Annotated in this window: 7 protein-coding genes; 4 read left to right on the top strand and 3 right to left on the bottom strand. The window is 70.3% G+C overall.

Annotated features, from left to right (window positions below; genetic code table 11):
• Positions 1-5: 5 nt before the first annotated feature.
• Both ACWGIC_RS21115 and ACWGIC_RS21110 read left to right on the top strand, forming a co-directional pair.
• Positions 6-707, top strand: coding sequence for a thioesterase II family protein (locus ACWGIC_RS21115; protein ID WP_452077641.1), 702 nt, complete (start codon positions 6-8; stop codon positions 705-707).
• A 109-nt stretch (positions 708-816) separates the two neighbouring features.
• Positions 817-1086 (top strand): hypothetical protein, encoded by a 270-nt coding sequence (locus ACWGIC_RS21110; protein WP_051166163.1) that lies wholly within the window; start codon positions 817-819, stop codon positions 1084-1086.
• Positions 1087-1108: 22 nt separating this feature from the next.
• On the opposite strand, the gene ACWGIC_RS21105 is transcribed toward ACWGIC_RS21110, so the two are convergent.
• Positions 1109-1711 (bottom strand): TetR/AcrR family transcriptional regulator, encoded by a 603-nt coding sequence (locus ACWGIC_RS21105; protein WP_452077640.1) that lies wholly within the window; start codon positions 1709-1711, stop codon positions 1109-1111.
• Between the two features lie 92 nt (positions 1712-1803).
• Here ACWGIC_RS21105 and ACWGIC_RS21100 point away from each other — a divergent pair, with 92 nt between their 5' ends.
• Together ACWGIC_RS21100 and ACWGIC_RS21095 are read left to right on the top strand one after the other, a co-directional pair.
• Positions 1804-2616 carry an MBL fold metallo-hydrolase gene (locus ACWGIC_RS21100; RefSeq protein ID WP_452077639.1) on the top strand — a complete coding sequence of 271 codons (813 nt, stop codon included), beginning with the start codon at positions 1804-1806 and terminating at the stop codon, positions 2614-2616.
• A 195-nt stretch (positions 2617-2811) separates the two neighbouring features.
• Positions 2812-3795 carry a glycosyltransferase gene (locus ACWGIC_RS21095; RefSeq protein WP_452077638.1) on the top strand — a complete coding sequence of 328 codons (984 nt, stop codon included), beginning with the start codon at positions 2812-2814 and terminating at the stop codon, positions 3793-3795.
• A gap of 40 nt (positions 3796-3835) precedes the next feature.
• On the opposite strand, the gene ACWGIC_RS21090 is transcribed toward ACWGIC_RS21095, so the two are convergent.
• Both ACWGIC_RS21090 and ACWGIC_RS21085 read right to left on the bottom strand, forming a co-directional pair.
• Positions 3836-9430 carry a type I polyketide synthase gene (locus tag ACWGIC_RS21090; protein WP_452077637.1) on the bottom strand — a complete coding sequence of 1865 codons (5595 nt, stop codon included), beginning with the start codon at positions 9428-9430 and terminating at the stop codon, positions 3836-3838.
• On the bottom strand, positions 9427-25194 hold the full coding sequence (locus tag ACWGIC_RS21085) for an SDR family NAD(P)-dependent oxidoreductase (RefSeq protein WP_452077636.1): 15768 nt from the start codon (positions 25192-25194) through the stop codon (positions 9427-9429). The genes ACWGIC_RS21090 and ACWGIC_RS21085 overlap by 4 nt, the downstream gene beginning before the upstream one ends.

Genomic DNA, 25194 nt, shown 5'->3' with positions numbered 1-25194 from the left:
GTCTGGTGTGCCTCCCGCACGCCGGCGGCTCGGCGACCGCCTACTTCCCGCTCTCCGCGACCGCGGCGGGGCAGGACTTCGAGGTGGTCGCCGTCCAGTACCCCGGCCGCCAGGACCGCCGCGCCGAACCATGTCTGGACACGGTCGCCGCCATCGCCGACGCGATCGCCGACGACCTGGCCGGCTGGTCCGACCTGCCGGTAGTCCTGTTCGGCCACAGTATGGGCGCCACCGTCGGCTACGAGGTGGCCCGCCGCCTGGAGGCGCAGGGCACTCCCCCGCTGGGCCTCTTCGCCTCGGCCTGCCGGGCCCCGTCCGCGCACCGCATCGAGTTCGTCCACCAGCGCGACGACGACGGCCTGATCGCCGCGCTGAAGGAACTGAGCGGCACCGACGCCGGAGTGCTGGGCGACGACGAACTGCTGCGCATGGTCCTGCCCGCGGTCCGCGGCGACTACACCGCCGTGGAAACCTACCGGCACCAGCCAGGTTTGGAGCCAAGCTGCCCCATCCAGGTCCTGGTCGGCGATACGGACCCGGTAACCGACCTGGACGAGGCCGAAGCCTGGTGCCGCCACACCACCGGACCCTGCCAGGTCAAGGTCTTCCCCGGCGGCCACTTCTACCTGAACGACCAGCTGGACGCCGTCCTGAAGACGATCACCACAACCCTGGCCGCTTGGCAACCGGGAATCTGCCGGGGATAAGGGTGGGGAAACCCCAGGGAAGCTTCAGGAGCACACCCCATGGTTCCCGCGCCCCAGTTCCGAGAAACTAGGTACATCAAGGAAACACCCCCTCAACCAGGAGGCCATCATGATGGCGATCACCACCGCCCCCGGCGTCACCCAGCGCATGCTCGCCAACGGCCACCTGGAGCTGACCTGCCGCACGACCAACCGCCACATCGAATGCGAGCCGGTCGCCGCCGCGATGTGGATCGCCCTGAAGCAGCACAACGGCGACGTCGACCAGGCCGCCAGCACCCTCTCCGCCCTGTGGGAAACGAACGAGGACGACACCCGCTACGACCTGATCGCCCTGGCCGGCTCGCTGTGCTCGCTGGGTATGGCCACCGAGTCGTAACCGGCACCGTCTCGAGTCCCGCTCAGGCCTGCTCCAAGGCCCGCTCGATCGCGCGACGCGCCATCCCCGCAGCCGCCCGGTCGTGCTGAAGCTGCATGGCCGCGTTCAAAGCGAGCCCCGCAGCGATGATCTCGAACAATGCCTGCTCGACGTCAAACCCGGTGGGCAACTCACCGTTCTCCACCGCCGCAGCCAGGTCCGCCCTCAACTGCTCTCGCCAGCGCGACCACACCTCGGCCACGGCGTCGCGGACCCGCCCAGGTCGACCGTCGTACTCGGTAAGCGCCGCAGTCATCAGACAACCGCCCGGCAGCAATGGCGCTTCCAGGTAATCCACCGAGTTCGCGCACACCGCGCGCAGCCGCCGCAGCCCTGGCGATTCGGGCAGCGCGGGCTCCACCACTCGGTGCCAGAAGTCCACGAAAGCCTTGTCCAGCGTGGAAATCTGCAGCGTCTCCTTGGTGCCGAAATGCTTGTGCACCCCGGACTTGCTCATCTCCAGCTCCTCGGCGAGCCGGCCGATCGTGATGCCGTCCAGCCCTTCCGCGGACGCGATCTCGGCCGCCCGGTCGAGGATCCGGCCCCGGGTGGCCTCTGCTTCGGCCGCTGAGCGTCGCGGTGACATACCCCAAACATAGCGTACGCGCGTTCGCTATTGTTTAGAGAACGCACGTACGCTAAATTGCCGAGGCGATCACCGAGGCAAGGGAGCACGAGATGCGGACGCGACGACTGGGCTGGGCCGGAGTGGAGATCGAGGCGAGCAACGAACGCCTGGTGATCGACTACGTCCAGGACCTCTCACCGCTGTTCACGGAATGGAAGTCCAGCAACGGACTCGCAGCGGCGAGCGGGAAAGCCACCGCCGGGCTGGTCACCCACCTGCACCGCGACCACACCGACGCTGCCGCGCTCGCCAACGTGCTGGAACCGGGAGCGCCAGTGCTCCGGCCAGCACCCGGCCACGGCGACGAGGTGGACAACGTGACCACACTGTCCGCCGAACGCGAGTTGGCCGAGCATCAGCTGGCCGTCGAAGTCGTAAAACCCTGGTCCACCCGAGAAATCGGACCGTTCCGCATCACCGCGGTCCCCGCCGTCGACGGACTGGGCGACCCACAGCTGAACTGGGTCGTCGAAGCCGACGGGCAACGGGTTTTCCACGGCGGCGACACGATGTTCCACGGCTACTGGTGGCTCATCGCCCGCCGCTTCAGCCCGTTCGACGCGGCGTTTCTCCCCGCCAACGGCGCAGTGGTCGACGCACCGCACCTCCAGCCGCCGAGCCCGCTGCCCGCCGCGATGGATCCAAGACAGGCCGCCGTGGCCGCGGAGATCCTGGACGCCAGGTACGCGGTGCCGATGCACTACGAGGCTGAGCAGCCGGAGAAGATCGCGGGCTACGTCGAGGTTTCCAACCCTGAGGCCGAGTTCCGCGCGCATGCCGGACGGCGCGCACGCGTGTTGCCCGTCGGGGAATGGCTGGACTTGGCGCACGCCACCGGAAACTCGGCTGCGGAAGCGAGTTAAGACGGCAGTGCATCGGTCGCGGAGCTACCGGGGGCCGCGCCGTGCTCAGCCCGCGACGGGAGCCAACGGGAGCCGAGCGCCCCACCGTTGCCGCACTTACCGCGAGCAGGCTACTCTCGTCTCAGATGTTCAAGACATCTGACGATAACATCCAAAAATATCGGCCCAGCTGGTCGAGAAAGGAGCCGGTCAGCAGTGCGCGTGCTCTTCACCAGCCTCGCGTCGGTCGGTCATACCTACCCGCTCATCCCGCTCGCGGTCGCCGTTCGGGAGGCGGGGCACGAGGTGCATTTCGCTGCTGGGGAGAACGTCCACGCGCCTTTGCAGCGCAACGGATTGCGCCCCTTCCGGCCGGCGGATTCGTTCTACGAGATCTACGCCGAGGACCTCGAGCCCGACCTGGCCCGGTTGCGCCCCGACCTCGTCATCCACGAATGGGGGCAGCTGGGCCCGGCCGTGGCGGCGGAGCGGGCCGGGATTCCCAGTCTCTGGCACGGGTTCGGCCGCATGTTTCCCGACGGGATCGGGCTGGAGCGGCCCGCTCCGGATTTGCCGCATCTCGACATCTGTCCGCCGTCTTTGCAGGACAAGGGCTTTCTCGCGACAGCTGAGCGGATCGAGCTACGACCGGTCGCCTATTCCGAACCGGCGCTGCCGGAGTGGCACGTCGAGAGGGCTTCGCGACCGCTGATTTACCTCACGCTCGGCACCGCGTTCGGCACGGCGGAGGTGCTCGCCACAGCCATCGAAGGCTTGTCGGCGCTTGAGGTCGACGTGGTGGTCGCGGCGGGGAAAATCCAGCTCGGTGCGGTACCGAAGAATGCCACGGTCCGGAGTTGGGTCGCGCAGGCTGAGCTGTTGCCATACGTCGATGCGGTCGTGCATCACGGCGGCAGCGGTACGACGCTCGGCGCGCTCGCTGTCGGGGTGCCGCAACTGGTTCTTCCTCAGGGAGCGGACCAGTTCGCCAATGCCGAAGCACTCAGCGCTGCGGGAGCTGCGTTGCGCATTCTTCCCGGAGAACTGAGTGCGGACAGTGTTGCTGAGAGCGCACGGAAGCTGATGCCACGGCACAGTGAGCACCGCGATGCGGCTCGGGCGATCGCGGAGGAGATCGCGCGGATGCCGTCGCCGGAGGAGGTCGCGCGGGACTTGCCCAGGTGGGTCGAGACCAAATAGCGGTGGGGCCGCCCGACGGATTTGGGCGGCCCCAAGGCGTTTACCTGGCTTCCAGCTCCTCGTCCAGCAGCGCGAACAACTCGTCGGCGCTGGCTCCTTCCACTTCCTCGTCCGGGACCAGCGACGCCAGCACTGCTTTCAACCGCGTCACGACTCCGGAGACCTCGTCTGGTTCCAGGCCTCGCACGACGTTTTCCAGCGCATCCAGTTGCACGTCGACGGCGGACGGGGCACCGTCCGCGACGAGATGTTCTCCCAGGACCTGCACGGACGGGTAGTCGAAGATCAGCGTCGCGGGCAGGCGCATTCCGGTGAGGACGTCCAGGCGGTTGCGCAGTTCGATCGCGGTGAGCGAGTCGAAGCCCAGTTCGATGAAGCCCTTTCGCGGGTCTACTGCGTCCCGTCGTTCGTGGCCTAGGACGACCGCAGCGGTGCCGCAGACCAGGTCGACGGCGGCCCGGACTCGTTCGGCACCGGACAGGCGCAGCACTTGGTTCCAGGAATCGTCGACGACCTCGACGCGGCGGCGGCCTCGGACCAAGCCGCGCAGCATCGCGGGGACACTGTGGGCGTCGGCGCGGAGGCCGGACATGTCCAGCCGTACCGGAACCAGCGACGGCTGACCGGCGGCTGCTGTCGCGTCGAACAGTTCCAGGCCGTCGGCGAAGGACAGGCCGAAGACGCCGGACCTGGCCATACGGATCAGGTCGGTGTCGGCCAGGTCGCCCGACATGCCGCCTTCCGACCACAGGCCCCAGGCCAGCGAAACGGCGGGCAAACCTTGCGCGGCACGGTGGTGCGCAAGGGCGTCCAGGAAGACGTTTGCCGCCGAGTAGTTGGCTTGGCCTGCGGCACCGAGGGTTCCGCCTGCCGACGAGTACAGCACGAAGGCGGCCAGGTCCATGGACGCGGTCAGTTCATGCAGGTGCCACGCGGCGTCGACCTTGGGGCGGAGTACGGCGTCCATCCGTTCCGGGGTCAGCGACAGGAGTACACCGTCGTCGACGACACCGGCGGTGTGGATTACCGCGGTGAGCGGGTGATCGGACGGGACCTCGGCGAGCAAACCGGCGGCTGCGTCCCGGGAGGACAAGTCGCAGGCCACCAACGAGACTGAGGCGCCCAGTTCGGCCAGGGAGGCGGCGAACTCGTCGGCTCCTGGTGCGGCGGGACCGCGGCGGCTCGTGATGAGCAGGTGGCGGACGCCGTGTTCAGTGACCAGGTGCCGGGCGATCAACTGGCCGAGCACGCCGGTGCCGCCGGTGACGAGGACGGTGCCGTCCGGGTCGAAGGCGACGGTGCCGGAGGGGACGTACTTTGCCAGCCGGTGGACTAGAACCGCGCCGTCGCGGACTGCGACGCCGGGTTCGTCGGCGTACATCGCGCCGAGGACCGAGCCGATCGGGAGTGGGCCGTTGTCGAGGTCTACCACCATGAACCGGTCGGGATACTCGAGTTGCGCGGTGCGGATCACGCCCCACAGTGCCGCGTGTGTGAGGTCCGGTGCTCCTTCGTCAGGGCGAGTGGCGATCGCGCCAGAGGCGACGACCACCAAACGCGAAGCGGCCAGTACATCCTCGGCAACCCAGGCTTGGGACAGGGAAAGGAGCTGATGGACGGCTGCGCGTGCGCCTTCTGGGGTGGCGGATTCCGGGGCCGCGAAAGGCACGTACACGACGTCCGGGACCAACGCGCCGTTGCGGATCGACTCCAGCAGCGCGGCCAGGTCCACATAGGACTCACCGTCGAGGCCGAAGGGGTCGTGGCCCAGGATTGCGGTGGTTACGGCGGTGACGTCGTCGCCCTGCCAGGGGATCCAGTCGACGCGGAAGAGCGAATCGTCCACTGCCGAGCGTGCGGCGGTGGCGAACGCGTCGTCCGCGATGGGGCGCAGCGCAAGCGAATCGACGCGCAGCACGGGTGCGCCGGACGCATCCGTCGCGGTGAGCGAGACGGTGTTCTCGACGTCCGACGAGATCAGTACGCGCAGATTCGCCGCGCCTCCGGCGTAAAGCGAGACTCCGGACCACGCGAACGGCAGGACTGGTTTGTCCTCGGTCGGCCCGGCGAGGCCGATTGTGTGCAGGGCAGCGTCCAGCAGCGCGGGGTGCAGGCCGAACGCGCTGCCGTCCGCGTGCTCGGGCAGCGCGACCTCGGCGGCCAGCACGTCGCCCGCCTGCCAGGCTCGACGCAGACCGGCGAAGACCGGGCCGTAGTCGAAGCCTTGCGCGGCCAGCTCGTCGTACCGCGAGGTCACGTCGATCTCCGTGGCTCCGGCGGGCGGCCATTCCGCGGCCGCCGCGGACGGCGAACCGGCTGGGGAGAGCCGGCCGCTGCCGTGCTGGACCCAGTCGTCAGCGTCCTCGGTCTGGGAGAAGATCCCCAGCGCTCGAGTCCCGTCGTCTTCCTCGGCGGCGACGGTCACCTGCAGCCGGACCGCGCCCTGCTTCGGCAGGATCAGCGGCGCGGCCAGGGTGAGTTCGTCGACCCGTCCGCAGCCGACCTCGTCGCCTGCCCGCACGGCCAGTTCGACGAACGCCGTGCCGGGGAACAGCGCGTTGCCCTGGACGACGTGGTCGGCCAGCCACGGCTGCGCGGCCAGCGACAGCCGTCCGGTGAGGACGACGCCGCCGGAGTCCGCATTGCCGACTACCGCGCCGAGCAGCGGGTGCCCGGCTTCGCGTTGGCCGACCTCGGCGACGCCGCGAGCCCGCGCGCCGGTCGGGTTATCCAGCCAGTAACGCTTGCGCTGGAAGGCATAGGTCGGCAGCTCGACCACGTGCGCGTCGGCGTAGAACGCGTCCCAGTCGACCGTCCCGCCGAGCGCGAACAGGGTCGCGACCGCGGCGGCGGCCGACTCTGCTTCGGCTCGGTCCTTGCGCAGGACAGGGACGAAGGCGGCGTTGGCGAGTGCGGTGCTGGCGGTGTCGGCGCTGGCGGTGCCGATGGCGCTAGTGCTGGCGGTGGCGATGTCGGCGCTGACAGTGGTGGCACCGGCGGCACCGGTGGCGACACTGATGGCGTTTGCGCTGGCGGTACCTCCGGCGGGCCCGCCCTCCCCTCCCGCCCCACCCACCACAGCACTCTCAGCGCAGCTCTGGCCCATCGCCGTCAGCACCGCGCTCGGCCCGACCTCGACGAACGTGTCCACCCCGGCTTCGGCCAGCGTTCGCACGCCGTCGGCGAATCGCACTGCTGAACGGACCTGGCGCACCCAGTAGTCCGGCGTCGCCACATTCGCCGAAAGTTCCACTGTGGACACAATGGACACCGAAGGGGCGGAGTACGTCAGCGTGCGCGCCACCGCGGCGAACTCGTCCAGCATCGGGTCCATGAGCGGCGAGTGGAACGCGTGCGAAACCCGCAACCGCGAAGTTCGAGTAAATTTCCCAGCAACCGCAAGTACTTCTTCTTCTGCACCCGACAATACCACCGACCGAGGCCCGTTCACCGCAGCGATTCCTACACCATCGGTTAGTAGCGGGAGGACCTCGTCTTCGGTAGCTTGCACCGCCACCATCGCGCCGCCAGCGGGCAAAGCTTGCATCAACCGAGCCCGGGCGACTACCAGTTTTCCGGCGTCGGCAAGGGAAAGAACCCCGGCGACGTGTGCGGCGGCGATTTCTCCGACGGAGTGGCCCAGCAGGTAAGAAGGCCGGACGCCCCAGGACTCCAGGAGCCGGTACAGGGAGACTTCGATCGCGAACAGGGCGGGCTGGGTGTAGCCGGTCTGGTCGAGCCGGTCGGCGTCGGCGAGCAGGGAATGCAGGGGAACGTCGAGGTCCAGAGCGGCAGCGACCTCGTCCAGGGCAGCGGCGAAGACGGGGTACGCAGCAACTAGGTTCAGGCCCATGCCAGCTCGCTGGGCGCCTTGGCCAGTAAAGAGAAACGCCGTCCGTCGAGCAGAAGCCACGCCTTCGACCACCGCGGAGGAGGCTCGGCCTGCTGCATAATCTCCGAGAGCCCGCGCGGCGGCTTCCCGATCGGTAGCCACTACTCCGGCCCGATGCTCGCCGAGGGTTCGCGTAGTGGCAAGGGAAAGCCCGATATCCGCGGCGGAGCCCGAAAAAGCCGAATCCGAAGCGGAGGGACCCGAAACAGCCGAGCCCGAAGCGGCGGAGTCCGACACAGCAGAACCTGAAGCTGCAGAACCCGAAGCAAGAAGACCCGAAGCCGCGAACCCAGCCAGTTGACCAGCCTGCGCCCGCAAGGCCTCCGGAGAGGAAGCCGAGACCAGCCAGGTAACCGGCCCAGCCGAAGGAGAAGGAGAAGGAACCGGATCGCCTTGCTCGACAATCACATGCGCGTTCGTACCGCTGATGCCGAACGACGACACCGCGGCCCGCCGAGGACGGCCGGTCGACGGCCAAGGCGTCGATTCGTTCAGCAGCGCGACAGTGCCGTCCGCCCAGTCGACGTGCGGCGAAGGCTCGTCCGCGTGCAGCGTCGGCGGCAGCACACCCCGCCGGAGAGCCTCGACCATCTTGATCACCCCGCCGACCCCGGCAGCGGCCTGGGTGTGCCCGACGTTCGACTTGAAAGAACCGACATACAACGGCCGCGAAGGAGTGGCGACCTTGCCGTAGGTGGAGATCAACGCTTGAGCCTCGATCGGATCTCCGAGCTTGGTGCCGGTCCCGTGCGCCTCTACCGCGTCCACATCGGACAGTTCCAGCGAGGCATCCGCCAAAGCCGCCCGGATCACCCGCTGCTGAGCGGGGCCGTTGGGCACAGTGATCCCGCTCGAAGCGCCGTCCGAATTCACTGCGCTGCCCCGCAGCACCGCGAGCACGTGGTGCCCGTTGCGCCGAGCATCGGAAAGCCGTTCCAGCAAAAGCATTCCGGCACCTTCGGAACAGCCGACGCCGTCCGCACCGCTGCCGAAGGCCTTGCAGCGACCGTCCGACGACAGGCCGTGCTGTTCGCTGAAGTACACGAACATGTCCGGCGTGACCATCACCGTCACCCCGCCCGCCAAGGCCAGCGAGCATTCCCCGCGCCGAAGTGCTTGCGCGGCAAGGTGCATCGCGACCAGCGAGGACGAGCAGGCGGTGTCCACCGACACCGACGGGCCTTCGAGGCCGAGCGTGTACGAGACGCGGCCGGAGATCAGGCTGCCGTCGCTGCTGCCCGCGCCGTAGTCGTGGTACATGACGCCGGTGAACACCCCGGTAGCACTGCCCCGCAGGGTCGACGGCACGATCCCGGCGCGCTCGACGGCTTCCCACGCGGTTTCGAGCAGCAACCGCTGCTGCGGGTCCAGCGTGACCGCCTCGCGCGGCGAGATGCCGAAGAATTCCGGCTCGAAATCGGCGGCGTCGTACAGGAAGCCGCCTTCGTTCGAGTAGGTCGTGCCGGGCCGGGTGCCGGTCGGGTCGTGCAGGGCGGCGGTGTCCCAGCCGCGGTCGGCCGGGAATTCGCCGATCGCGTCGACGCCGCCGGCCACCAGGTCCCACAGCTGCGCGGGCGTGGCGACCCCGCCGGGGTACCGGCAGCCCATGCCGATGATGGCGATCGGCTCGGACTGCCGGGCGGCCAGCCGCTGGTTGTCCGCACGGAGCCGTTCGTTGTCCGTCATGGACTGCCGCAGCGCGGCGACGATCTGCTCGGTCGAAGGAGCGGACTTGTCGGTCACTGGGATTCACCCCGTTCGTCGGTGCCGCCCATCGCGGAGCGGACCAGGTCGGCCAGGTCCATCGAGGCGACCGCAGCCGCCGCGTCGTCGGTGCCGTTCAATTCCTCGACCGCTTCCTCCGAAGCAGCAGGAGCCAGTTCGGTCAGCAGGTGCCGGGCCAGCGGGAGCGGGCTCGGGTAGTCGAAGATCAGCGTCGCGGGCAAGCGCAGCCCGGTCGCGGCGCCGAGCCGGTTGCGCAGCTCCAGCGCGGCGAGCGAGTCGATGCCGAGGTCGGTGAAGCCCTTTTCGACCCCCACCGCCGACGCGTCGTCGTAGCCGAGGACTGCTGCCGTGTGCTCGCACACCAGGTTCAGCGCCGCCGAGTCCCGCTCGTCCGCCGGGAGCGTGGCGAGCTTGTCGGCGAACCCGGCTTCCGGCGCTGCCGACGCGGTGACCGCTGCCCGTCGCGGCACAGCAGTGACGAGCCCCTTGAGCAGAGCCGAAGCGCGGTCGGCATCCTTGAGGTCGAGCTTCACCGGCACCAAAGCTGCCGAGGAAGACGACAGAGCAGCGTCGAACAGCTCCAGCCCTTCGGCCGCGGACAGCTCCGCGACGCCGGACCGGGCGATGTGCGCCAGGTCAACCTCGCCATCGGTGCCTTCCCACGGACCCCACGCGAGCGAGGTCGCCGGGAGACCGAGCGAAGAGCGGTGCTCGGCCAGCGCGTCGAGGAACACGTTCCCGGCCGCGTAGTTCGCCTGTCCCGCCGCGAGCAGCAAGCCGCCCGCCGAGGAGTAGAGGACGAACGCCGCCAGTTCCCGGGTAGCTGTCAGTTCGTGCAGGTTCCAGGCCGCGTCGACCTTGGGCCGCAACACGTTCTCGACCTGTTCCGGCGTCAAAGCGCTCAGCACCGCGCTGTCCATCTGTCCGGCCGCGTGCACCACGGCGGTCAGCCGCGGCAGCGTGTCGAGCAGCTTCGCCAACTCGTCCCGGTCGGTGACGTCGCACGCGGCGACTGTCACCTTTGCGCCCTCGCCGGCCAGTTCGTCGACCAGTTCCCGCGCCCCGGCTGCGTCGATTCCGCGACGGCTGGTCAGGACCAGGTCACGGGCACCGCGAGCGACCAGGTGCCGGGCCAGGAGCCCGCCGAGCAGGCCAGCGCCTCCGGTGATCAGCACCGTGCCGTCCGGGTCCCATTCGACCGTCTCGCCGACCTCGGTGACCCGAGTCAGCCTCGGCACGCGCACCTCTCCGTCGCGCACCCGCGCTTCCGGTTCCCCGGATGCGACGACCGCAGGCAGTGCCCGAGCCGACGCGGGCGAACCGTCGAGGTCCACGACCTGGATCCGGCCCGGGTTCTCCGCCTGCGCGGCCCGCACCAGACCCCAGACCGGAGCCTGCGCCAGCTCGTCGCGAGTGACCACGACCAGCTTGCCGTCCCCGACCGAAAGCCAATTCTGCAAGTGCCGCAACGTTTCCTGCACGACTTGATGAACCTGCGAGGGAACCGAACCGGAACCGGAACCAATCGGCAGCACCAGGACCTCGGCAGACACCGGCTCAGCGCAGAGAGGCACGCCGAGACCGAGGTCGTCGGTACCGAGCACGGCCCAGCCGTCCAGCGAGGGCACCAGCCGCACGCCCGAAGCGGGCTGCCATTCGATCCGGTACAGCGAGTCCGGCACCTTCGCGCCGAGCTGGCCTTCCGACACCGGCCGCGTGACCAGCGAGGCAATCTGAGCCACCGGTGCACCAGAGGCGTCGGCCAAGTCGAGCGACGAACCGCTGTCGGTCTTCCGGACCCGCACCCGCAGCGCGGTCGCGCCGCCGGCCCGCAGCGACACCGAGTTCCACGCGAACGGGATGGTCGTCTCGGTCAGCGCCTTCGGACCGCCCGGGATCAGGAAGTCCGTCGCGCCGAGTGCCGAGTCGAGCAGGCCCGGGTGCAGGCCGAATTCGTTCGCCGCGGTGCCTTCCGGCAGCGCGACCTCCGCGTACACCTCGCCTTCGCGGAGCCAGACCGCCCGCAGGTTGCGGAACGTCGGCCCGTAGCCGAAGCCGAGCCCGGCCAGGTCGTCGTACAACCCGGTCAGGTCAACGGATTCCGCACCAGACGGCGGCCACTCGCTGAGCGAGAATTCCTCAGCCGCACCGTTGGCCAGCGTGCCCGCAGCGTGCTGGACCCAGCCCGCCTCGGTCCGCGAGTGCACCGACAGCTCCCTGCGTCCACTGGCGTCCGGCGCGCTGATGACCACGCGCAGGTCGACCCCGTCTTCCGGCAGCAACAGCGGTGCCTGCTGGGTCAGCTCCTCCAGGAGGTTGCACCCGAGCTGGTCACCAGCGTGCACTGCTAGCTCGACGTACGCGGTGCCGGGCAGCATCGTCCGCCCCATCACCACGTGGTCGGCCAGCCACGGCTGCGTCGCGACCGACAGCCGTCCGGTCAGCACCGCACCGCCGTCGGGCAGTTCGACCAGCGCACCCAGCAGCGGGTGTCCGGCGGACTGCGCGCCCAAAGTGCTGACGTCTCCGGTCGGCTTCGTCGCGTCGAGCCAGTACGACTTGTTCTGGAACGCGTAGGTCGGCAAGTCCACAGTGGACGCGCCCTGACCGGCGAACAGCGCCTTCCAATCGATCTTCGTGCCTCGGGAGAACAGCGTCGCCAGCGCGGTGAACACGGTCGGCACCTCGGCCCGGCCGCGCCGCATCGCGGGCACCTGGACGACCCGGTCCGGCCGGTCGGCCACCGCGGTGTCGCATTCGCGCGCCATCCCGGTGAGCACCGCGTCCGGCCCCAGCTCCACGAACCGGGTCACGCCTGCACCGAGCAGCGTGGTGACGCCGTCGGCGAATCGGACGGCCTCCCGCACGTGGCCCACCCAGTACTGCGGCGAGCACAGCTCGGCAGCGGTGGCGATCTTGCCGGTCACGTTCGACACCACCGGGATCGACGGCGCGGAGTAGGTCAGCTTCTCTGCCGCCACCGCGAACTCGGCCAGCATCGGCTCCATCAGCGAGGAGTGGAACGCGTGCGACACCACCAGCTGCTTCGTCCGGCGACCAGCGTCGGCGAAGGTCGCCATGGCAGCGACGACCGCCTCTTCCGGACCGGAGATGACCACCGACCGCGGCCCGTTCACCGCGGCGATGTCCACCCCGTCAGGCAGCGAGGCTCGCACCTCGTCCTCGGTCGCGGCGATCGCCGCCATCGCGCCCCCAGTCGGCAGTGCCTGCATGAGCCGGCCGCGAGCGGCGACCAGCGAGCAGGCGTCGGCCAGCGAGAACACTCCGGAGACGTGCGCCGCGGCCAGTTCGCCGATCGAGTGCCCGGCGACGTAATCCGGCGTGACGCCCCAGGATTGGACCAGCCGGTACAGCGCGACCTCGATCGCGAACAGCGCGCATTGCGTGTACGCGGTCTGGTTGAGCAGCGGCGAATCTTCCCAGATCACCTGTTTGAGCGGGGTGTCCAGCTCGGCGTCGAAGAGTCCGCAGATCTCGTCGAACGCTCCGGCGAAGGCCGGGAACGCCTCGTACAGCCCGCGTCCCATGCCCGGCTGCTGCGCGCCCTGTCCGGTGAACAGGAACGCTGTCAGGTCCGCCGCGCTGACCGTGCCAGCCACGGTGCCCGCCGGGGTCCGGCCGTCGGCCAGTCCGTCGAGCGCCTTCAGCGCCGCTTCGCGGTCGGCCGCCAGGACCACCGCGCGGTGGTCGAGCGCTGCGCGACCGGTGGCGAGCGAGTAGCCGATGTCGGTCAGGCTGACGTCCGGGTTGGCTCGCAGGTGCGCGGCCAGCCGGGCGGCCTGGTCGGCGAGTGCCGACGCGACCGAACCGGCGAGCGGAAGCGGGATTGCCGGGAGCTCCGGTGCGGTGCGCCGGATTTCGGTCGCCGGGGCGGGCGGTGCCTCCTCGATGATGATGTGCGCGTTGGTGCCGCTGATGCCGAAGGACGAGACGCCAGCGCGACGCGGGTGACCGTTGCGCACCCACGGCCGCGGCTCGGTGAGCAGTTCGATGTCGCCCGTGGTCCAGTCGACTACCGGCGACGGCGCGTCGACGTGCAGCGTCTTCGGCAACATGTTGTGCCGCAACGCTTGCACGACCTTCATCACGCCAGCGGCACCACCGGAAGCCTGCGCGTGGCCGATGTTCGACTTCACCGAACCCAGGTACAGCGGCCGGTCGCGGTCCTGGCCGTAGGTGGCCAGCAGCGCCTGCGCCTCGATCGGGTCGCCGAGCTTGGTGCCCGAGCCATGTGCCTCCACAGCGTCCACATCGGACGGCTTCAGCCCACCGGCGGCGAGGGCCGCGTGGATCACGCGTTCCTGCGACGGACCGTTCGGGGCGGTGAGACCGTTGGACGCACCGTCCTGGTTGACCGCGCTCGACCGGACCACCGCGAGCACTTCGTGCCCGTTGCGCTGCGCGTCGGACAGCCGCTCCAGCAGAAGCAGACCTGCACCCTCGGCCCAGCCGACGCCATCGGAAGCCGCGGAGAACGACTTCGACCGGCCGTTGGGCGAAAGCACGCCCTGACGGCTGGAGTCGACGAACAGATCCGACTGCGACAGCACCGTGACACCGCCGGCGAGCGCCAGCCCGCACTCCCCCGCCCGCAGCGCCTGCACCGCGAGGTGCAGCGTGACCAGCGAGGACGAGCACGCGGTGTCCACCGTCATGCTCGGGCCCTCAAGGCCGAGCAGGTAGGAGATCCGGCCGGAGACGACCGCGCCGGAGCTGCCGTTCGGGATGTAGGCGGCGACGTCGGCCGGAGCGCCCGGGGCGCGGCTGCCGTAGTCGTCGTACATCGCGCCGGTGAAGACGCCGGTCAGGCTGCCGCGCAGCACGGTCGGGTCGATCCCGGCACGCTCGATGGCCTCCCACGCGGTCTCCAGCAGGAGCCGCTGCTGCGGGTCCATCGCCATCGCCTCGCGCGGGCCGATGCCGAAGAACGCCGGGTCGAACTCCGCCGCGTCGTGCAGGAAGCCGCCCTGGTTGGCGTAGGTCTTGCCGCGTTTGCCGCGTTCCGGGTCGTAGATGCCCTCGGTGTCCCAGCCGCGGTTGGTCGGGAAGCCGGACACCGCGTCGACCTCGTCGACCAGCAGCCGCCACAGGTCCTCCGGCGACCGGACGCCGCCGGGGTAGCGGCAGGCCATGCCGACGATCGCGATCGGTTCCTGCATCGACGCGTTCGTCCGGGCGGTCGTCGCCGGGGTCTTCGCGACCGCGCCGAGCAGTTTGCCCTTCACGAAGTCCGCGACGGCCTTGGCGGTCGGGTGGTCGAAGATCAGCGTCGCGGGCAGCGTCAGGCCGGTCGCGGTGCCGAGGAGGTTGCGGAGTTCGACCGCGGCCAGCGAGTCGAAGCCCAGCTCCTTGAACGCCCGTGTTCCGTCCACTTCGGACTTGTCCGCGTAGCCGAGCACCGTGGCCACCTGCGTGCGGACGAGGTCGAGCAGCACCCGGTCCCGTTCGCTTTCGACCAGCGCGGCCAGTTCGTCGGCGAGCGCGTTGTCCGCCGCCTTGGCCGCCTTCGCCACGCGGCGTGCCTTCGGCGGCACGAAACCACGCAGCAGCGCGGGCAGTTCGTCGGTGCGTGCTCGCAGCGCCGGGACGTCCACGCGAAGCGGCGCGATGACCGCGTCTTCGGTGGCCACGGCGGCGTCGAACAGGGCCAGGCCCTGCTCGGCGGTCACTGCGGGCAGGCCCAGGCGGGCCATCCGGGCGAGGTCGGCTTCCGCGAGGTCGCCGCCGAGTCCGGTGTTCTCTGCCCACAAGCCCCACGCCAGCGCGGTTGCCGGAAGTCCGGCTGCGCGCCGGTGTTCGGCGAGCCCGTCGAGGAACGCGTTGGCAGCCGCGTAGTTCGCCTGCCCGGCGGGGAGCACCTGGCCGCCCGCGGAGGAGAACATGACGAACGCGGACAGCTGCCGGTTGGCGGTCAGCTCGTGCAGGTGCCAGGCCGCGTCGACCTTCGGCCGCAGCACCGCGTCAAGCTGCTCTGCGGTGAGGGAGTCGAAGACGCCGCTGTCGGCGGTACCGGCGGCGTGCACCACCGCGCCGAGGTTCGGCAGGCCGTTGATCAGCTGTTCAACCGCCTCGCGGTCGGCGACGTCGCAAGCCGCTACCTGGACCGTCGCGCCCAGATCAGTCAGCTCCTCGACCAGCTGCGCGGCACCTGGGGCGTCAAGACCGCGGCGGCTGGTGAGCACCAGGCTCTGCACGCCGTGCTCGGCGACCAGGTAACGCGCCAGCAAGCTGCCGAGACCGCCGGTGCCGCCGGTGATCAGGACCGTGCCGTCCCACGAGGCGGTGCCGGTCGATTCGGTGCGGGTGTAGCGCGGAGCGAGCACCGCACCGGCGCGGATCGCCGACTCCGGCTCGCCCGAGGCGACCACCGCGGCGATCGTCTCGACCTTTGTCTCCGTGTCCGCATCGATCAGGAACACGCGTCCGGGGTGTTCGGCTTGCGCCGCCCGGGCGAGGCCCCACAGCAGACCCTGCGTGACATCCACAGTGGACCCACCGGCCGGAACCGCCGCTTGCGTGACGATGGCGAGCTTCGTGTCGGTCAGGCGCGATTCGGCCAGCCACGCCTGGATCTCGGCGAGCAGCCAGGTCACGTTGGCCCGTGCCGCCTCCGGCACCGCGCCGTCCGCGGCAGGCACCGAGAGCGTCACGAGGCCCGGCACCGGCTCGCCGCGGTCCACCGCACCGAGCAGGTCTGCGAACCCGCTGTAGGTGGCGGCCACGCCGATCCGGCCACGGCCGACCGCGACCACGCCGCCCGGCTCCGCGGCCGGGACCGGCACGGACTGCCAGCCGATCTTGAGCAGTGAGCCGTCCGTGGCGTCAGGCTGCGCGGTCAGTTCGGTCCGCACCGGCCGCGAGACCAGCGACTCGACCGACGCGACCGGGTTGCCCTCGCCGTCCGCGACCTCGATCGAGGACAGCTCGTCGCCGTCCAGCCGCACGATCCGTACCCGCAGCACCGAAGCGCCGACCGCGTGCAGCGCGACGCCGTTCCACACGAACGGCAGCAGCGTCGAACCGCTCGGGTCGCCAAGCAGGTCAGCGTGCATCGCGGTGTCGAGCAACGCCGGGTGCAGGCCATAGGAACCCGCCGTGGACGCGGCCGGTTCCGGCAGTGCGACCTCGGCGAACACCTCGTTGCCCCGGCGCCACGCGGCCGTGAGCCCCTGGAACGCCGGACCGTAGCCGTAGCCACGCTCGTTGAGCCGATCGTAGGCGCCCTCGACCGGGATCGGGGTCGCGCCCGCCGGCGGCCATTCGGTGAGGCCAGCGGGTTCCGGCCGAGCAGTCGCGGACAGCGTGCCCAGCGCGTGCTGGGTCCAGTCGCCGTCCGATTCGACCGGGCGGGAGAACACGGTGACCGGACGCCGGTCCCCGTTCGCGGGGCCGACCACGACCTGCAACGCGACCGCGCCGTCCGGCGACAGGATCAGCGGCGCTTGCAGCGTCAGCTCCTCCACCACCGGGTGGCCCACCTGGTCGCCAGCCGCGACGGCCAGTTCGACGAACCCGGTTCCGGGCACCAGGATCGCGCCCTTCACCACGTGGTCGGCGACCCAGGGCACCGACGAAGCGGACAACCGTCCAGTGAGGACAGTGGTGTCCGAACCGGACAGTGCCACAACTGCGCCCAGCATCGGGTGCGCCAGCGGCTGCTGGCCGACCGAAGTGACATCGCCGGAAGGAGTCGCGTCGAGCCAGTAACGCTTGTGCTGGAAGGCATACGTCGGCAGGTCGAGCCGGACCGGACCGTCGCCGAGCAGCGGACCGAGCTTGACCGCGCCACGGACGTGCAGACGACCGGCCGCGGTGAGCGCGGTGCGCACCTCGTCCTGGTCGCGCCGTCCAAACGGGACGAACTCCGCGTCGACACTCTGCGGGCCGAGCGCGGACAGCACGCTGTCCGGGCCGATCTCCAGGAACGTCTGGACGCCGCTCTCGGCCAGGGTCGTGACCGCAGCGCCGAACCGGACCGTCTCGCGGACGTGGGTGACCCAGTACTCCGGCGAACGCAGCTCGTCGTCGGTGGCGAGTTTCCCAGTGACCGTCGAGACAATCGGGATCTTCGGTGCCGCATACGAAAGCCCGGCGGCGATCTCTCGGAACTCGTCGAGCATCGGCGTCATCAGCGGCGAGTGGAACGCGTGACTCACGCGCAACCGTCGCGTTTGGACATCGCCAGCAGCCCGCTCGATTTCGGCAACGACGTCCGCGTCACCCGAGATCACCACGGCGGCCGGGCCGTTCACCGCTGCGATGCTGACCGCGTCCTCGTGGCCGTGCAGCAGTTCGCGGACCGCGTCTTCGGTCGTGGAGAACGAAACCATCGCGCCGCGCCGGTCGTTCAGCGCCCCCATCAACCGGCCGCGCGCGGCGACCAGTTTCGCTGCGTCCTCAAGGGAAAGCACGCCTGCGACGTGGGCCGCGGACAGCTCACCGATCGAGTGCCCGGCGAGCGCGTCGGGCCGGAAACCCCACGACTCGGCGAGCCGGTACAGCGCGACCTCGACCGCGAAAAGCCCGGTCTGCGTGTACTGCGTCTGGTCGAGCAGGCCGCGGTCGGCGAGTTCGGTGGTGCCGAACACGACGTCCCGCAACGGAACGTCCACCAGCGGGTCGATCGCCGCGCACACCGCGTCGAACGCCGTCGCGAAGGCCGGGTACGCGTCGTACAGCTCTCGTCCCATGCCGACGCGCTGCGCGCCCTGGCCGGAGAACAAGAAGGCGAGCTTCCCGTCCACGACCTGGCCCGTCGGCGCGTCCCCGCCAGCCAACGCGTCGAGGCCGTCTGCGAGTTCTGCCGCAGTCTCGGCGACGAGCACGGCGCGGTGTTCCAGAGAGGACCGCGTCGCAGCCAGCGAACGTGCGATCTCCGCGACGGAAACGCCCTCAGCGAGCCAAGAACGCAGCCGCGCCGCCTGTCCGCGCACCGCAGCGGCGGACCGGCCGGACAGCGCGACCGGAACGATCGTCTGCGACTCGGAAGGCCGCTCGACCGGGATCGCCGGAGCCTGTTCCAGGATGACGTGCGCGTTCGTGCCGCTGATGCCGAACGACGACACCGCGGCGCGGCGCGGTCGGTCGACGTCCCAGTCCCGCGCTTCGGTCAGCAGCCGGACCGCGCCGGTCTCCCAATCGACCACAGTGGACGGACGGTCGACGTGCAGCGTCTGCGGCAACTGGCCGTGCTGCATCGCCATGACCATCTTGATGATGCCCGCGACACCCGCCGCGGCCTGAGTGTGGCCGATGTTCGACTTGATCGACCCGAGCCACAGCGGCTCTTCGCGATCCTGGCCGTAAGTGGCCAGCAGCGCCTGTGCCTCGATCGGGTCGCCCAGCGTGGTGCCGGTGCCGTGACCCTCGACAGCGTCCACTTCGGACGGCTGCAACCCAGCGTCGGCCAGCGCCTTGGCGATCACCCGCTGCTGCGAAGGACCGTTCGGCGCGGTAAGGCCGTTCGACGCGCCGTCATGGTTCACCGCGGAGCCGCGGAGGACCGCGAGCACCGGGTGACCGTTGCGTCGAGCGTCGGACAGCCGCTCGACGAGCAGCATGCCCGCGCCTTCACCCCAGCCGGTGCCGTCCGCCGCTTCGGCGAACGCCTTGCACCGGCCGTCGGCGGAAAGCCCGCGCTGACGGCTGAAATCGATGAAAGTGTCCGGAGTGGACATCACCGTGACACCGCCGGCCAGCGCCAGCGTGCACTCGCCGCGACGCAGCGCCTGCACCGCCCAGTGCAGCGCGACCAGCGACGACGAGCACGCAGTGTCCACTGTGACCGTCGGGCCCTCCAGACCCAGCGCATACGAAACGCGACCGGACACGACACTGGCGAGACTGCCGTTGCCGAGGTAGCCCGCGATGTCGTCGGAAACCGTGCCGAGCCGGGTGCCCCAGTCGTGATACATCACACCGGCGAACACACCGGTCGCGCTGCCGCGCAAGGCAACCGGGTCGATTCCGGCCCGTTCGAACGCCTCCCAGGACACCTCCAGCAGCAGCCGCTGCTGCGGGTCCATCGCCGCCGCTTCGCGCGGGCTGATCTCGAAGAAGTCCGCGTCGAACTCAGCCGCGTCGTGCAGGAAGGCACCGTGCTTGACGTAGGAGTGGCCGGGCTTGCCGGGCTCCGGGTCGTACAGCGAGTCGACGTTCCAGCCGCGGTCGACCGGGAAGCCGGACAGCGCTTCCTCGCCCTCGGACACGAGCCGCCACAGGTCTTCCGGCGTCGCGACGCCACCCGGGTAACGGCAGGCGATGCCGACGATGGCGATCGGCTCCTCCGGGTCCACAGTGGTCACCGGAGTGATCGAGCGAGTCGGGGCGAGCCCGGCCAAGCGCGACGCCAGGTATTCGGCGAGCGCGCGCGGCGTCGGGTAGTCGAACACCAGCGTCGCGGGCAGCCGCATGCCGGTGACCGAGTCGAGGATGTTGCGCAGCTCGACCGCGGCGAGCGAGTCGAAACCGATCTCGCCGAACGGACGGGCCGGGCTGATCGCGTCGGCGCTGTCGTGGCCGAGGACGGCCGCGACGTGTGTGCGCACCAGGTCGAGCAGCGCGCGGTCCCGGTCGGCCTCGGCGAGGTGCGCGAACCGCTCGGCGAACTGCTGCTCGGGCGTCACTTCCCCGCTGGCGACCGTGATCCGGCGACGACCGGCGGGCACGAGCCCGCGCAGCACGGCCGGAACGTCTTCGCCGCGCGACCGCAGTGCGGCCCGGTCGACCCGGGTCGGCACGACCGCCGGAACGCCGGTGCCGAGCGCGGCGTCAAGCGCGGCAAGGCTTTCCGACACGGTCAGCGGAGCCAGCCCCAGCCGCGTGATGCGGTTGCGGTCCACTTCGGACAGTGTCGCGCCCATGCCGATCGCCTGACCGGCGTCGGGTGCCCACAGGCCCCAGGCCAGCGACGTCGCGGGCAGGCCGGCGGCGTGGCGGTGCTCGGCGAGTGCGTCCAGGAAGGTGTTGCCAGCGGCGTAGTTCGCCTGTCCGGCACCGTCGGCGAGACCGGCCGAGGAGGAGAACAGGACGAACGCCGACAGGTCCAGCTCGGCGGTCAGCTCGTGCAGCGCCCACGCCGCGTCGAGCTTCGGGGCCAGCACTGCGTCGAGCTGCTCGGCGGTCAGCGAGCCGATCATCGCGTTGTCCAGCACGCCGGCGGTGTGCACGACGGCGGACAGCGGGTGCTCAGCCTTCTTGATCGCCGCCGACAGCGAACGCTTCTTGCTGACGTCCGAGGCGACCACCTTCGCGGTCGCGCCCAGCTCCGCCAGCTCTTCGACCAGCTCGGCCGCGCCCGGCGCGTTAAGACCGCGACGGCTGAGCAGCAGCAGGCTGCGGACACCGTGCTTCGTGACGAGATGCTTCGCGACCTGCGCCCCAAGACCGCCGGTACCACCGGTGATCAGCACAGTTCCGTCAGCGCGCCAGGTCGGCTCCCCGCTTTCGGCCACCAGCCGGACCATCCGACCGGCCGAGACCGTGTCGCCGTCGATCCGCAGCTCCGGCTCGCCCGAGCCGAGCGCGGTGGCCAGGGTCGCCGCGGTGGCCGCGCCCTCCACCAGGACCACACGGCCGGGGTGCTCGGCCTGCGCCGAACGCACCAGCCCGCGGACAGCGGAGTCGGCCAGAGTGCCGCGCGTCAGCACGACCAGGCGAGACGAGCTGTAGCGGTCAGCTTCCAGCCACTGCTGCAGCACAGTCCGCACTCGGTGCGCGGTCTGCTTGGCAGCGGCTGCGATGTTCTTGCCCGGCACGGAAACCGGCAGCAGTACGACGTCCGGCACGTCGACCAGCGACACCAGCGAGTCGACCACCGGCACGTCGAACCCGCTGATCGAGCCCAGCGAAGCGAGCGCCGGCAGCTCGGCCGAAGCCGTGACCGGCGTCCATTCGACGGTGTACAGCAGGTCGCGCGCCTGGGTGCCGAGGTCGGCCTCGCGGACCGGCCGCGAGCGGAACGACTCGACGGACAGCACCGGCGTACCGGCCACGTCCGTCACGTCGATCGAGACGCCACCGGTGGCCGGGGACGTGATCCGCACCCGGACCTCGGTCGCGCCGGAAGCGTGCAGCCGCACGCCGGTCCACGCGAACGGCAGCCGGATCTCGTCCGGCTCCCGCGCCTCGCCGGGTGCGAAGTCGGTGGCGTGCAGGACGGCGTCGAGCAGCGCCGGGTGGACGCCGAACGCCGCGTCACGGCCGGTCGCGGGCAGCGCGACCTCGGCGAACACCACGTCATCGCGCTTCCACGCAGTGCGCAAACCCTGGAACAGCGGGCCGTAGCCGTAACCCTGCTCGGCCAGTTCGGTGTACAGCTCCGAGGTAGCCACGACCTCCGCACCGGCGGGCGGCCATTCACCTCGCGGCGCGGGCTCGACCACCGGGCCAGCAGCGAGGACACCGACGGCGTGCCGGGTCCAGGCCGCGTCGGCGTCGTGGTCCGGGCGAGAGTGGAACTCGATAGTGCGGCGGCCGTCGACATCCGGGCCGACCAGCGTCTGCAGCGCGACACCACCGGTCTCCGGCAGCGCGAGCGGGGCCTGCAGCGTCAGCTCGTCGACCACGCCGTAACCGACCTGGGCGGCGGCGTGCAAAGCCATCTCGACGAACGCGGTGCCCGGCAGCACCGGGGTGCCCGCGATCGCGTGGTCCGCCAGCCACGGGTGCGTCCTCAGCGCGACGCGACCGGTGAGGACCAGGCCGTCGTCGCCCGCCAAGCCGATCTCGGCGGCGAGCAGCGGGTGCCCGGACGCCAGCTGGCCGAAGTCCGCCGCGTCGCCGTGTCCGGTCGGCGCGGTGAGCCAGTAGTGCTTGTGCTGGAAGGCATACGTCGGCAAGTCGACCACTTGAGCCGAGCCGAAGAACGCCGTCCAGTCGATCGTGACGCCCCGGGTGTGCAGGCGGCCGAGCGCGGTCGCGAGGGTGGCTGCCTCGGGCCGGTCGCGGCGCTGCGCGGGGGTGAACGCGATGGCGTCGCTCGTGCCGGCTGCCATCGCGGACAGCACAGCGTCCGGACCGACCTCGATCGCGGTCGTCACGCCGGCTTCGACCAGCGCTTGGACTCCGTCGGCGAACCGCACCGCGCGGCGAACGTGCCACAGCCAGTACCCCGGCGAGCAGAGTTCCTCGGCGGTCGCGATCCGTCCGGTCACGTTCGAGACGACCGGGATCGCCGGGGCCGCGTAGTCGACCACCTCGAGGATCTCGCGGAACTCGGCCAGCATCGGCTCCATCAGCGGCGAGTGGAACGCGTGCGACACCCGCAGTTCGCTGATCTTGCGGCCCTGCATGCGGAACACCGACACGACGGCTTCCACCGCTTCGCGCTCGCCGGAGACGACGACCGACGCCAGACCGTTCACCGCGGCCAGGCTGACCTGGTCGCCGAGCAGCGGCTGGACCTCGTCCTCGGTCGCCGCGATGGCGACCATCGCACCGCCTTCCGGCAAAGCCTGCATCAGCCGTCCGCGAGCGGCGACGACCAACGACGCGTCGGCCAGCGACCAGACACCCGCGATGTGCGCAGCGGCCAGCTCGCCGATCGAGTGGCCGAGCAGGATGTCCGGCCGCACGCCCCACGATTCGAGCAGCCGCGCCAACGCGACCTCGACCGCGAACAGCGCGCACTGGGTGTACTGCGTTTCGTTCAACTCAGAGGCGTCGTCCCCGAAGAGAACGTCACGCAGCGGAGTCTCCATCTGGACGTCGAGGTGGTCGACAGCCTCGTCGAAGACCTCAGCGAACTTCGGGTACGCCAGGTACAGCTCACGCCCCATCGCGAGGCGCTGCGAACCCTGGCCGGTGAACAGCATCGCGAGCTTGCCCGGCGTGCGCTCGCCGAGCACGACGTTCGGGTCCTGCTCCCCCGCGGCCAGCGCCTGCAACCCGCGCACAGCACCGGCGACGTCCTCCGCGACCACCACGGCGCGCTGGTCGTGCGCGGCCCGCGTGGTGGCGAGCGAGAAGCCGAGGTCAGTCAGGTTGGTGCTTTCCACAGTGGACACGAGCGCAGCAGCCTGCGCCTTCAACGCTTCTTCGCTGCGCGCGGCCACAACGAGCGGCACGATCGGAAGCTGGTCACTCGTGGTTTCCGCCGCTTCGACGGCCGGGGCCTGCTCGATGATGACGTGCGCGTTGGTGCCGCTCACGCCGAACGACGAAACGCCAGCGCGGCGCGGACGTTCGCTCTCCGGCCATTCCCGCTGTTCAGTCAGCAGTTCGACGGCACCCGCGGTCCAGTCGACGTGCGGCGTCGGCTCGTCCACGTGCAGCGTCTTCGGCAGCACGCCGTGCCGCATGGCCTCGACCATCTTGATCACGCCCGCGACGCCCGCCGCGGCCTGAGTGTGGCCGATGTTCGACTTGATCGACCCGAGCAGCAGCGGCGTCTCGCGGTCCTGGCCGTAGGCGGAGAGCAGCGCCTGCGCCTCGATCGGGTCGCCGAGCCGGGTGCCGGTGCCGTGCGCCTCGACAGCGTCCACATCGGACGCTCCCAGGCCAGCGTCGGCCAGCGCGCGCTTGATTACGCGCTGCTGTGACGGACCGTTAGGCGCGGTAAGGCCATTCGACGCGCCATCGGAGTTGATCGCCGAGCCGCGAACGACCGCGAGCACGGTGTGTCCATTCGCGACAGCGTCGGAAAGCCGTTCCAGCACCAGGACACCGACGCCCTCGGCGAACCCAGTGCCATCCGCGGCGGCTGCGAAAGCCTTGCAACGACCGTCTTCCGCGAGACCGCGCTGACGGCTGAACGCGGTGAACGTGCCCGGCGCGCCCATCACCGCGACACCACCGGCCAGCGCGAGCTGGGTTTCCCCACGCCGCAACGCCTGCACAGCCAAGTGCAGCGCGACGAGCGAACCAGAGCATGCAGTGTCAACGGTCAGCGTCGGCCCTTCCAGACCAAGCGCGTAGGCGACGCGACCAGAGACGACGCTGGGGGCGTTGCCAGTGAGCATGTAGCCGTCGAGGCCGTCAGGAGCTTCGTGCAGCCGCGGGCCGTACTCCTGCGCCTCCGCACCGATGAAGACGCCCGCCGGAGTGCCGCGCAGCGTGGACGGGTCGATCTTGGCCCGCTCCAACGCTTCCCACGCGGTCTCCAGCACGAGCCGCTGCTGCGGGTCCATCGCGGAAGCTTCGCGCGGGGCGATGCCGAAGAACCCGGCGTCGAATTCCCCGGCGCCGGGCAGGAATCCGCCCGAGGTGACGTAGCTGCTGCCCGGCTTGTCGGGGTCCGGGTCATAGAGGCTGTCGAGGTCCCAGCCGCGGTCGGCCGGGAAGCCGGAGATGGTGTGCACCTCGTCGGCGACCAGCTGCCACAACGCTTCCGGCGACACCGCGCCGCCCGGGTAGCGGCAGCCGATGCCGACGATCGCGACCGGCTCGTCGTCCGAGCCTCCCCTGGCCAGCGCCGCGACAGATTCCTCCGCGCCGAACACCTCGGCGTGCAGGAAACGGGCGACCGCGGCCGGGGTCGGATAGTCGAAGGCCAGCGTCACCGGCAGCTCCAGCCCGGTCGCATCGGTCAGCTGCGCGTGCAGCTCCACCGCGGCGAGCGAGTCGAAACCGTGGTCGGAGAACGCTTTCTCCGGGTCGAGCACGGCTGGCACCTCGGGCAGCGCGGCCTGCAGCGCAGCCCGCGTCGCGTCGTGGACCACGCCGGCGAGGAACCCCGCGCGGTCCGCCGACGGCAGAAGCGTCAGCCGCTCCGCGAAGCCGGATTCCCGATTCTTCTCACTCTCACGCATTGCGCACTCCAC

The sequence above is a fragment of the Amycolatopsis sp. NPDC054798 genome (genome assembly GCF_053611505.1).
The sequence above is the reverse complement of the archived record's forward strand: the minus strand, read 5'-3'. Positions and strand labels throughout refer to the sequence as shown.